Origin of the sequence: Novosphingopyxis baekryungensis DSM 16222 (assembly GCF_000420305.1) — a bacterium.
GTDB classification, from domain to species: Bacteria; Pseudomonadota; Alphaproteobacteria; order Sphingomonadales; family Sphingomonadaceae; genus Novosphingopyxis; species Novosphingopyxis baekryungensis.
Map to the genome: position 1 here is coordinate 121,962 of NZ_ATUR01000005.1, position 11,829 is coordinate 133,790.

10 protein-coding genes are annotated in these 11,829 nt (G+C 64.2%); 4 read left to right on the forward strand and 6 right to left on the reverse strand.

The features are described from left to right. Positions 1-14: 14 nt before the first annotated feature. Entirely contained in the window at positions 15-1,469 is a 1,455-nt protein-coding gene (locus G410_RS0109775) for a coniferyl aldehyde dehydrogenase (protein ID WP_084489138.1), read from the reverse strand. Positions 1,470-1,682: 213 nt separating this feature from the next. Here G410_RS0109775 and G410_RS0109780 point away from each other — a divergent pair, with 213 nt between their 5' ends. Continuing rightward, the gene (locus G410_RS0109780) at positions 1,683-2,870 is read left to right on the forward strand and encodes a thiolase family protein (RefSeq protein ID WP_022673474.1); all 1,188 of its coding nucleotides are present in this window, start codon (positions 1,683-1,685) and stop codon (positions 2,868-2,870) included. 109 nt (positions 2,871-2,979) lie between these two features. Here G410_RS0109780 and G410_RS0109785 read toward each other — a convergent pair whose 3' ends face one another. Next, entirely contained in the window at positions 2,980-3,486 is a 507-nt protein-coding gene (locus tag G410_RS0109785; protein WP_022673475.1) for an SH3 domain-containing protein, read from the reverse strand. Positions 3,487-3,630: 144 nt separating this feature from the next. Here G410_RS0109785 and G410_RS0109790 point away from each other — a divergent pair, with 144 nt between their 5' ends. Next, on the forward strand, positions 3,631-4,629 hold the full coding sequence (locus G410_RS0109790) for a 2-hydroxyacid dehydrogenase (RefSeq protein WP_028971320.1): 999 nt from the start codon (positions 3,631-3,633) through the stop codon (positions 4,627-4,629). Positions 4,630-4,747: 118 nt separating this feature from the next. Then, positions 4,748-6,034: an ammonium transporter gene (locus tag G410_RS0109795; RefSeq protein WP_022673477.1), complete on the forward strand. Its 1,287-nt coding sequence runs from the start codon at positions 4,748-4,750 to the stop codon at positions 6,032-6,034. 51 nt (positions 6,035-6,085) lie between these two features. On the opposite strand, the gene G410_RS0109800 is transcribed toward G410_RS0109795, so the two are convergent. The 3 genes from G410_RS0109800 to G410_RS16300 form a co-directional block, all read right to left on the reverse strand. After that, on the reverse strand, positions 6,086-7,489 hold the full coding sequence (locus tag G410_RS0109800) for an NAD(P)H-dependent flavin oxidoreductase (protein ID WP_022673478.1): 1,404 nt from the start codon (positions 7,487-7,489) through the stop codon (positions 6,086-6,088). A 177-nt stretch (positions 7,490-7,666) separates the two neighbouring features. Then, positions 7,667-8,815 (reverse strand): glycosyltransferase family 4 protein, encoded by a 1,149-nt coding sequence (locus tag G410_RS0109805; protein WP_022673479.1) that lies wholly within the window; start codon positions 8,813-8,815, stop codon positions 7,667-7,669. A 51-nt stretch (positions 8,816-8,866) separates the two neighbouring features. Next, the gene (locus G410_RS16300; RefSeq protein WP_022673480.1) at positions 8,867-9,787 is read right to left on the reverse strand and encodes an alpha/beta fold hydrolase; all 921 of its coding nucleotides are present in this window, start codon (positions 9,785-9,787) and stop codon (positions 8,867-8,869) included. A 38-nt stretch (positions 9,788-9,825) separates the two neighbouring features. Between G410_RS16300 and G410_RS0109815 the strand changes: the two genes are divergently transcribed. After that, positions 9,826-11,214 (forward strand): protein adenylyltransferase SelO family protein, encoded by a 1,389-nt coding sequence (locus G410_RS0109815; protein ID WP_022673481.1) that lies wholly within the window; start codon positions 9,826-9,828, stop codon positions 11,212-11,214. A 51-nt stretch (positions 11,215-11,265) separates the two neighbouring features. Here G410_RS0109815 and G410_RS0109820 read toward each other — a convergent pair whose 3' ends face one another. After that, on the reverse strand, positions 11,266-11,805 hold the full coding sequence (locus G410_RS0109820; protein ID WP_051137271.1) for a hypothetical protein: 540 nt from the start codon (positions 11,803-11,805) through the stop codon (positions 11,266-11,268). Positions 11,806-11,829: the final 24 nt, after the last annotated feature.

Genomic DNA, 11,829 nt, shown 5'->3' on the forward strand with positions numbered 1-11,829 from the left:
GCCGCCGTTTTAGCTCATGGTTTAAGCATGGTTTTCAGCGCCTTACGGGTGGCCTTGCCATAAGGCGGCTTGAAGCCACCCAGCCCGGCCACGTCCAGCTTGGGTTGGCGATAGACCGCGCGGCTGTGGCTGAACGTGCGGAACCCATCGATCCCGTGATAATTGCCCATGCCGGATGGGCCGATGCCGCCGAAGGGCAGATCTTCCATGGCGTTGTGGAACACCACATCGTTCACCGTGACGCCGCCCGAGATGGTGCGCCCGAGCACGGCCTTTTCTTCCGCTCCGTCCTGCCCGAAATAATAGAGGCCAAGCGGGCGGTCATGATCGTTCACATAATCGATCGCCTCGTCCACCACGTCATAGGTCATGATCGGCAGGATCGGTCCGAAAATCTCTTCCTGCATGACGGCCATGTTGTCGGTCACGTTGCGCAGGATGGTGAGCGGCATCTTGTTGCCGTTGGATCCGGCAAAATCCTCGCTTGCCGGATTGACCTCGATCAGCTCCGCACCCTTGGACCGCGCATCCTCGAGATAGCCGGTAAGCCGCTCATGGTTGCGCGCGTTGATGACCGAGGTGTAATCCTCATTCGCCAGCAAGGATGGATAAAGCGCCGAGACGCTGTCCTTCAGCGCGCCGATCATGTCCGGCTCCTGATCGCGCGCGACCATCAGATAATCGGGCGCGAGGCAGATTTGCCCGGCGTTCATCATCTTGCCCAGCGCGATGCGCTCCGCCGCTTTCGGGATATCGGCGGACCGGCCGACGATGGTCGGCGATTTACCGCCCAGTTCCAGCGTTACCGGCGTCAGATTGTCGGCGGCGGCGCGCATGACGTGGCGGCCCACGCCAGTCGCGCCGGTGAAGATCATATGGTCGAACGGCAGCTGGGTGAAGGCCTTGCCCACCTCCGGCCCACCGGTCACGACCGCCATCTCCTCTTCATGGAAATATTCGGCGACCAACCGGCCCAGCAGCGCGCTGGTTTCCGGCGTGAATTCGCTCGGCTTCACCAGCGCGCGATTGCCCGCCGCCAGAACGCCGGCCATCGGCACCATCACCATGCCGACGGGAAAATTCCACGGCGCGACCACGCCGACAACGCCTTTGGGGCCATATTCCACGCTGGCCTTGGCACCCAGCAGGCCGAGCGGGAACATCGGGCTGCGTTTTTCGCTGCGCGCCCACTGGCGAAAATGCTTCCTGGCATGTTTGAGTGCGTTCACCGACGGGCCGATGTCGGTCAGCAGCGTCTGTTCATGGCTGCGATGGCCGAAATCGGCCGACACCGCCTTGGCAAAATCATCGGCATGATCGGTGAGCAGAAAGATCGCCCGGTTCAGGCGGTTTTCGCGTGCATTCATATCTTCCGGCGCGGCAACCGTGAACGCCTTGCGCTGGCGCATCAGCAGCGCGCGCATCTCTTCCGGGCTGTGGCTGGGGGTCTGGGCATCCTGTTCGGTCATCGCCATGCAAGCTCTCCTTTTATGTTGTTTTTGCATGTTACCGTATCGCGGGCGCGATCCCAATGCGCAAAAGCCAAAAGCATCGCCTCCTGCGCGCTAAGGCATGGCCCGGGCGGCGGCACGCGGTGTTCCGGCACGTGCGGAAGGACCGAATTGCTTGCCCGCTCATTTGTCCTATATCAGACACGAAATTAACAGAGAGGCTGTCTTACCATGTCCAGTTCCGATCCCGTCGTCATTCTGTCCTATGCCCGCACGCCCATGGGCGCGATGCAGGGTGCGCTGTCCGATGTCAGCGCGACCGAGCTTGGCGCGGCCGCCGTCAAGGGTGCCGTGGAGCGCGCCGGGGTGAAGGGTGAGGATGTGGACCGCATCTATATGGGCTGCGTGCTGCCCGCCGGTCTTGGACAGGCCCCCGCCCGCCAGGCCGGGATCAAGGCTGCCCTGCCCAAATCCGTCCAGGCCACCACCGTCAACAAGGTTTGCGGCTCGGGCATGCAGACGGTGATCATGGGCGCGGAGGCGATTGCCGTGGGCTCCGTGGATACCGTGATTGCAGGCGGCATGGAGAGCATGACCAATGCGCCCTATCTCCTGAAGAAGCATCGCAGCGGTGCGCGCATCGGGCATGACACGGCCTATGACCATATGTTCCTCGACGGGCTGGAAGATGCCTATGAGGAAGGCCGTGCCATGGGCACCTTTGCGCAGGACATGAGCGATAAATATCAGCTGACCCGCGAAGGCATGGACGAATATTCCATTGAATCGCTGCGCCGCGCCAATGCCGCCATCGACAGCGGTGCGTTCGACAAGGAAATCGTGCCGGTTACGTTCAAGAACCGCGCAGGCGAGCAGACGGTGGACAAGGATGAAGGCCCCGGCAAAGGCCGACCCGACAAGATCCCCAACCTGCGCCCGGCCTTTGCCAAGGACGGCACGATTACCGCGGCGACCAGCAGCTCGATCAGCGATGGCGCTGCCGCCATCGTCCTGACCAGCCAGAGCAAGGCCGATGAAAAGGGCCTGAAGCCGGTCGCGCGCATCGTGGCACATGCCGCCCATGCGCAGGAGCCGTCCGAATTCACGATCGCTCCTGTCGGGGCTATCCAGAAGCTGCTGGAGAAAACCGGTTGGTCGGTCGACGATGTCGATCTGTGGGAAGTGAACGAGGCTTTCGCATGCGTTGCCATGTTCGCGATGCAGGACATCGGCATCAGCCATGACAAGATCAACGTGAACGGCGGTGGTACCGCACTGGGCCACCCGATCGGTGCCAGCGGCACGCGCATCATCACCACTTTGCTCGGCGCGCTGGAAACGCAGGGCAAGAAGCGCGGCATCGCCAGCCTGTGCATCGGCGGCGGCGAAGCCACGGCCATTGCCGTCGAGCTGATCTGATCGGAACGGGTGGGGCCACTGGCTCCACCCACTTCACAACCGACCTGGCAGACAGGCCGTCATGCAATCCGTGCGTCGCTATTCGGCCCCGCGCGGTTTTACGCGACTCTTACTTGTCCGGCGCGGGCGGCAATTCCTCGTCGCCCCAAAGTCCGCTGGCTTCTATCCAGCCGCGCTGTCCGGACACATCGAACAGGCACCAGCCCTTGTCGCAATCACTGATCCGGCCGACCACGCCGGGTTCGGCGCGCCACGCGATACGCGCGCCAGCGTCAGGATTGCTGCGCATCGGGCGAATATTGCCGGTCACGATGGCGGTGCGGTCTCCCGACAATAGCCGCGAATGCATCCATCCCTGATCGCCATCGGGGTCTTCCACCTTGCGCCAGGCATCCATCCGGTCGATCACTTTCACCGGCAGATATTTTCGATGGTAGATCCATTTGATCGGAAATTCGGTCGATGGACCGGCGCGCATCCGCGCTTCATCGACATCGATCGACGCCCAATAAGGCAATTGCGGATCGCTCTGCGCCCTCAGCGGCTGGTTCATGGACGGCAGCGATGCGAACAGGGCGGCGGCGAGAACGGAAAAGCGGATTGATCGGACCTGCATGACGCGCAACTATCTCCCTTGGCGCAGCGCCTATACCGCCGCCCGCATGGCAGCGACAAGGCCTGGCATCGGACATCCCGTGATTTTGCCCTCTTACCGCTCCCGGCTTGCCTGCCTTTGTCTGGCACAGTAGCGAAGATGGCCATGACCGATCATCCCCGCATCGCCAAGCCACGCATCGTCGTCACCGCCAAGCTGCTGGACAGTGTCGAGGCGCGCATGGCCGAACTGTTCGACGTGCGCTTCAACCCGGACGATCACGCTTTTTCACGCGACGAGCTGGCCGAGGCCATGGCCGATTGCGACGTGCTGGTGCCCACGGTGAGCGACCGGATCGATGCCGATCTGTTGAAGGGCGCGCCGGACCGGCTGAAAATGATCGCCAATTTCGGTGCGGGCGTGGACCATATCGATCTGGCCGCCGCGCAGGCACGGCGTATCACCGTCACCAATACGCCCGGCGTGTTTACCGAAGATACGGCGGACATGACGCTGGCGCTGATCCTGTCCGTCCCCCGCCGGCTGAACGAAGGCGAGAAGCTGGTGCGCTCCGGCGCATGGAACGGCTGGCGGCCCAGCGGCATGCTCGGCCATCGCGTTGGCGGCAAGACGCTCGGCATCATCGGCTTCGGACGAATCGGCGAGGCGGTGGCGCGCCGCGCCCGCGCCTTTGGCCTCAACATCCTGTATAACAAGCGGCGCCGCCTTCCCCCAATGCTGGAGGAAGAACTGGGCGTGACCTATGAGCCAGATCTCGATCGGCTGGTGGCGCGCAGCGACATCGTCTCACTCCACGCCCCGCTGACCGAGGAGACGCGCGGGCTGATCGACGCCGGGCGCCTGTCCGCGATGAAGCCGAACGCCTATCTGATCAACACCTCGCGCGGAGAGCTGGTGGACGAAAACGCCTTGATCGAGGCCTTGGAGACGGGCCGGATCGGCGGCGCGGGGCTGGATGTGTACACCCACGAACCCGCGGTCGACGGGCGTTTGCTGGCGCTCGACAATGTCGTGCTGCTGCCGCATCTCGGCAGCGCCACGTTCGAGGGGCGCGAAGCCTCGGGCGAACGCGTGATTGCCAATATCCGCATCTGGGCCGATGGCCATCGCCCGCCCGATCAGGTGCTGACGGGCCTGGCCTGAGCCGGCAACATGGGCAGGCGGCGCAATTCGCCCAACCGCCTGCAAATATTAACCAAATTGCAGCGCCGGCACGCCTAGATTAGCGTGGAGCATCCGCAAGCGGACAAAGGCCTGATCAATGCGCGTATTTTCTATTTTCCCCGTGCTGTTTCTCGCGGCCATGGCCGCGCCTGCAGCGGCGCACGTGCCGGTGGCAATCACCGATTCGGGCGATACCGGCTGGGTGCTCACCGCCACGCTGTTCGCACTGCTGACGGTTCTGCCGGGCTTTGCACTGTTTCACGCAGGACGCGTGCGCGCCAAGAACATGCTGGCGATGCTGCTGGAAATCGGCGCGGTGGTTGCAGCGGTGTCCGTACTTTGGATTACGGTCGGCTACAGCCTCGCCTTTTCCGCCGATGGAAGCGACTGGATCGGCACGCTGTCCAACTTCATGTTTGCCGACACGCTGGCGGTGCGCGACGGCCAGAGCATCGGCGAGATCGTGTTTGCGCTGTTCCAGATGGGCTTTGCGCTGCTCGCCCCCGTCATCATGATCGGTGCCGCAGCGGAGCGCGCGCGGCTCGGCTGGGCGGTGCTTTTTGCAGCATTGTGGACGCTGCTGGTCTATGTGCCGGTGGCCCGCTGGGTCTGGGGGGCCGGCTGGCTCGCCGATATGGGCGTGATCGATTATGCGGGCGGCCTTACCGTGCACATGACCGCCGGAATCGCAGGACTGATCGTCGCCCTGACGCTGGGTCGCCGCAAGGGTTGGCAGGGGGAGGATTTCATGCCCGCCAACCCGGCGCTGGCCTTTGGCGGCATGGCCTTGTTGTGGATCGGATCGGTCGCGATGGCCGGGGGCGCAGCGCTCACCGCGAGCGATCTGGGCGCGGGCAGCGCCATCATCAACAGCCATTTCGCGGCCGCGATCTCCGCGCTCGTCTGGATTGCCCTGGAACGCCGGGCCGTCGGCCATGTCACCATCACCGGCTTTGCGCTGGGCGCTGTGGCGGGACTGGCGGCCATCGCGCCCGCCGCGGGCAGCGTCGGCCCCCTGGGCGCGCTGGTCATCGGCCTGCTTGCGGCCATTGCCTGCCGCGCCATGCTGCCGGTGGTGCGGATCAGGCTCGGAATCGACGATGCGCTGGGCATTTTTGCAGTGCACGGGATCGGCGGTCTGCTCGGCACGGTGCTGACGGCGGTCTTCTCCGCCAGCCTGTTCGACGGCGTGGGCTATACCGATGGCGCGGGTATCGTATCGCAGCTTGGCATTCAGCTTATCGCGGTTGCGGCCGTCGGCGCATGGACTGCCGTGGTCACCCTGATCCTGGGCTATGGCGTGTCCGCCGGCATCCGGATGCGCGTGAGCAGCGACAGCGAGGAGCGCGGTCTGGACGATGTGGGGGACAGCCTGCGCGCCTGAGGGCGGATCGCTCCGCCCTCGGCCTGCTTACCGCGTATCGATCGCCTGCCCTTAATCTCCGGTCAGGATTCGCTCCACCAGCTGCTCCACCGTCGGCACGAAGCCGTTGGAATAGAAGGGATCGGTCTTGAAATTATAGGCCGCATGGCCGGCGAACATCAGATTTTCGTCCGGATCGGCCCCATGGGCGATGTTCTGTAGCGATTTCTGGATACAGAAGCTGCGCGGATCGGCCAGCCGACCGGTGGAATAATTGTCATGGTCTTTCCAGCTGGAAAAACCGCAATGGGACAGGCAGCCCATGCAATCGGCCTGATCCTTGCGGATCACCGCCCGCTCGTCCGGCGTCACGAACACCAGCGTATTGTCCGGCGTCTTCAGCGCGGTGGTATAACCCTGCTGGTCCCATTCGCGCGCGCGCAACAGATCGCCCGCGGCGACCCAGAAATTCTTGCCCTTCACGCCCACGTCCAGCTGATGGATATGTTCGCCCGCCTTTTCGGTGGAGAACGGAATCTGTCGCTCGGACCGGCCTTCCAGCGAGCGCAGGAACGGGTTCTTCACCGCGCTGGAATAAAAACCGGTGGGGCTGAACTTGTGCAGCAGCACATCGCCCTCCTCGATCTTCGTCAGCTCATCCTTCCACAGATCCGGTATCGGGCTTTCCTGCGTCAGCAGGGGCCGCGTGCCGTACTGGAACATGATCTGCCCCAGCTCCGGATTGTCGATCCAGTCATTCCAGTCGCGCAGGAACCAGACGCCGCCCGCCATCACGATCGGCAGATCGTCCGAAATGCCCTCGGCGCGCATCATGTCGCGCAGCTGTTTTACGCGCGGGAACGGATCTTCCGGCTTGGTCGGATCCTCGGCATTGGACAGGCCGTTGTGGCCGCCCGCCAGCCAGGGATCTTCATAGACAACCGCGCCCAGCAGATCCGGCACTTTATGGTAAGCGCGCTTCCACAAGGCGCGGAAGGCCCGCCCGGAGCTGACGATCGGCAGATAATAGACACCATATTGCTGCGCGATCTCGCTCAGCCGATAGGGCATGCCCGCGCCGCAGGTTACACCCTGCACCTTGCCGCGTGTCCGCTCCAGCACGCCGTGGAGCACCTGCTCTGCGCCGCCCTGTTCCCACAGCACATTGATATTGATCGCACCCTTGCCACCGGCAATCTCATGCGCCCGCTCGACCTGCGCCACCGCGCCGTCGATGGCATAGCGCACCAGCTGTTCATGCCGATCGGTCCGGGTGCGCCCGTCATAGGTTTGCGGAATGACATTGCCGTCATCGTCATAGCTATCCGCATTGACCGCGCTGACCGTGCCGATGCCGCCAGCCGCAGCCCAGGCCCCGGACGAAGCATGATTGGTGGCCGAAACGCCCTTGCCGCCTTCGACCAGCGGCCAGACTTCGCGTCCGGCATATTGAATGGGTTTCAGACCCTTGAACACAGCTATCCTCACTCCCTCTAAACGGCCGATCGCCTTCTAAGATGGACCGCCATATTCAAAACGCAAATATGCGGGCCGGGCTAGGCGATGTTTGGCGCGCTGTAACCCCCAAAACGGTTTCCGGCGCTCGCCAGCCGGGCCTTATGGCCGCATGCGACCATATCCCAGCTGAACGCGCTAGCCCGTCCCCTCGACAAAATCACGGCGCCCCATGGCCGATCCATAAAGCAGCCGATAGCGCGCGACCATACGGTCTTCATTGAACTGCGCCTGCGCCTTGACCCGGTTGGCTACCCCAATCTGCGCGCGCCTGGCAGGATCCAGCGCCAGCTTGGTGATCGCCAGCGCCAGTGCGGCATCGTCGCCAGGCGCGGTAATGAATTCGGCATTCGAGCCGCTGACCATGTCCTTTACATCGCCCACCGCCGGGGCCGCGACCGGAAGCCCTGCGGCCATGCCTTCGATCACCGAGATCGGGAACTGCTCGCTGTCGGACGAGAGCGCAAAAATATCGAACAGCCCGACATAGCGGTGGGGCCGGTCGAGAAAGCCCGGCATCAGCAAGCGATGCGCCATGCCCAGCCGGGCCGCTTCGGCCTGAATGGCATCCTTGTCCGGCCCTTCGCCGACAATGACGAGCATCACATCGTCCCCGGCGGCATGCACGGCGCGCACCAGACGGGTCAGCTGCTTGACCGGGCGCAGACCGGCAATCGTGCCGACGACGACCATGTCCCTGATCTTCTTGAACCCGGGAATGGCGCCGCGCTGGGGCTTTTTTTCATACAGATCGACATCGATGCCATTGGCGATTCGCTGGATCTTCTCCGCGCCCTGATGCCAGGGGCCGCGCGCGATTTCCTCCAGCCGGAGCGAGGGCACCACCAGGGCACGGGCACGGGCCAGCGCCAGCGCGCGAAACCAGTTGCGCTTGCGCATGAGCCGCCGGGCCTCATCCTCGTTGAAACCGTCTTCATGATGGATCAGCGGCGGCAGGCCCATGGACGCGCCGAGGATGGTGTTGGCCATCACCGCGTCCATCGCGCCCCAATTATAGGTCAGCACCAGATCGAACGTCTTCATATAATCGGCCAGCTGGCGATAGCGTTTCAGCCCCGGCTTGCCGGACAGCAAGGGCGCATCGTCCGGAAAGCGGACGGACAGACCCGGGTCGAGCGCCTTGCGCGCGCTATGGTCCCCATTGGCGACAAGGACGACATGCTCCGCCTGCCCGCCGAAACGGTTCATCAGCTTGGCGGTGCGGGCTTCCTTGCCCCCCAGATCGAAACTGCCGTGACAGTGCAGCAGGCGGACGGGGCGGCTCATGAAAGTCTGCTCATCGGGTCATGCTCACAGGATCACACGCTTTGCGGCAGCTTATAGCGCTGCGGGCTGCGCTGCGATATCGGCCAGAAAGCCGTCGATCGCGCGTACCGCCTCGCCCTCGTCCAGCGTCGGCGCGTGGCCGATGGCGGCCACCGTCTCCAGCCGGCCCTTGCGCAGCATGGACAGCATGCGCGCCGCCACATCGGCGCTCAGAATATCGCTGGTTTCGCCGCGCACGATCAGCACCGGCACATCGGCCATGGCACGCAGCGCGGGCCACAGGTCCACCCCCGTGGCGCTGCCGGGCACTTCGAACGGTTCGGCGATGCGGGTGTCATAATCCTGCACGATGCGCCCCTTGCTGGTCAGCTTGTAGGTGCGCTTGGCAAAGCGGATCCAGTCGGACAGCTGCCAGTCGGGATAGATTGCGCCGTTCAGCTCCTCCTGCGCGCGCCCGGCATGCGCCCAGCTTTCGAAACTGCGGCCCTCGCCGACATAGCTCTGGATGCGCTTCAGGCCATCGGGCGCGATTTCCGGGCCGATATCGTTCAGCACCACGCCTTCGATGCGGCCCGGCCATGTGGATGCCAGCAGCATCGAGACGATGCCACCCAGCGACGTGCCGATGAGCGCGAACCGGGTGATCTCCAACTCCTGCAGCAATGCCTCGACATCCTGCGCATAGCTGAGCGGCACATAGCTCATCACGTCCTTGGCATAGGCGCTGTCCCCGCGGCCGCGATATTCCGGACAGATCACCCGGCGGCCCGGTGCAATATGCGCGGCCAGCGTCTCGAAATCGCGGGCGTTGCGGGTCAACCCCGGCAGGCAGATGACCGGCGGCAGATCGTCCCGTCCGCCATAATCGCGATAATGCAGGCGCAGGCCGTCGCGCGACCACCAATAACCGTCAGACCAGCTTTCACCGGGCTGTTCCGCTCTCGACCGGCTTTCGACCGAATTATCGCCCATGCTTGCCAATCTCCCCTGCTGCGCCCACCTCGCAGGGCATGGCACCGATACAACCCAAAGCCGCTCCCTACAGGGCCTGCACGCAAATCGCCAGCCTCGGAGACGCCATCGCCGTGCCCGTGGCAGCGGCGGATTTTCCTGAAACCAGGCTGCGCTTCCGCAACGATCGCTGGGCCGCCGCCGTGGGGCTGGACGATCTTTCCGATGAAGACTGGCTGCGGCATTTCGGCCGTTTCGATTCCCTGCCGGACAATCTGCCTCAGCCGCTGGCGCTGCGCTATCATGGCCATCAGTTCCGGGAGTACAATCCGGATATCGGCGATGGCCGCGGCTTTCTGTTCGCGCAATTGCTCGATGGCGAGGACCGCCTGCTGGACCTGGCCACCAAGGGATCGGGCACCACGCCCTATAGCCGCGCGGGCGACGGGCGGCTGACGCTGAAAGGCGGCGTGCGCGAGATCATGGCCACGGAAATGCTGGAAGCGCTGGGGCTGGAAACCAGCAAGACCTTCTCACTGATCGAAACCGGCGAGCAGCTTCACCGGGGCGACGAGCCCTCTCCTACCCGCTCCGCCGTATTGGTGCGGCTGGGCCATGGTCATATCCGCATCGGCAGCTTCCAGCGCGCCGCCTTCGAACGCGATGACGGCTTCATCGAACGCCTCGCGCGTTATTGCCTCGAACATTATTACGACGAGACGGACGTGGCCGATCCCGGCCCGGCGCTGCTGAACAAGGCGGTGGAAGCCTGCGCGCGGCAGGCCGCGCATATGGTGGCAGCCGGTTTCGTCCACGGCGTGCTCAACAGCGACAATATCAATATCAGCGGAGAGAGTTTCGACTACGGTCCGTGGCGGTTCGCACCGACCTGGGATCCGAGCTTCACCGCCGCCTATTTCGATCATGCCGGGCTCTATGCCTTCGGCCGCCAGCCCGAGGCGATCCACTGGAATCTGGCGCAGCTTGCCGGATGCCTGCGCCAGATCGGCGAGGCCCCGCCGCTGATCGCCGCGCTGGAACGTTATCCCGATCTGTACCGGGAGGCCTTCACCGCGCAGTTCCTGTGGCGGCTGGGCTTTGCATCGCGCGGGGCGGAGGCCGATCATGCACTGGTCGAGGCCGCGGAAAAGGCGCTGATCGCCAGCGGCGTGGTGGCCGACCGCTTCTTCTTCGACTGGATGGGGCGCCCGGCGCTGGACGAGCCCGCCTATGCCGCAGACGCCTTTACCGCCTTTCGCACGGCGGCGGCCCATTATGCGCCCGCCCGCAGCCGCGATCATGCCTATTGGAACGGCAATGGCCCCTGCTCGATGCATATCGAGGAAGTGGAAGCGATCTGGGCGCATATTGCCGACAGGGACGACTGGGCACCGCTTCATGCCAAGATCGATGCCATCCGCAGCATGGGCGAGGCCTATCGTCGATAGGTCGCTCGCGCTGCGCCTCCGGTGCAGAAAGTGCGGTTCGAAGCCTCCAGTTCAGCGCCCCTGGCGCGGCGCCGGGGCATTCTGCATCGGCTCGGCCTCGCCCGGCTGGATCGTGGCGAGGCTGGCCGGGGAAATACTGACGCCCACGAGCCGCCATTTGCCCGCCACCCACTGATAGCTCAGATCGAAATTGATCGCGGTGGGGCGCAGACCGAAATAGCCCTGCAGCCGCATCACTCCAGGCGACGTGATCGCGGGCGGCGCGCGATAGGTAGGGGCCAGCAGCATGGTGTTCGACAAATCGGTCCCGCTGGACCGCAGCCCGCCAAATATCTGCGCCAGCCGGGTGGGATCGTTGGCAATCTGGAAGGCCGGCGCGCTGATATCGCGCAGCACCGAATAATTGCCCGACTGATTGGCATGGTCGACCGCCGCCATGGTGCTCCAGATCAGCTTGGCCAGTTCCAGCTCCCCGGGAACCGGCTGGCTGGAAGCGGGCGGCGGCGTGGCCGTTTGCGCCTGCAGGCCAACCGGCGCGGCCACCAGGAAACTCGCCGTCGCTGCCAACATGGCCAATTTCGCGTTCATCATCATTCTGTTCCGTTCCCCATGCGC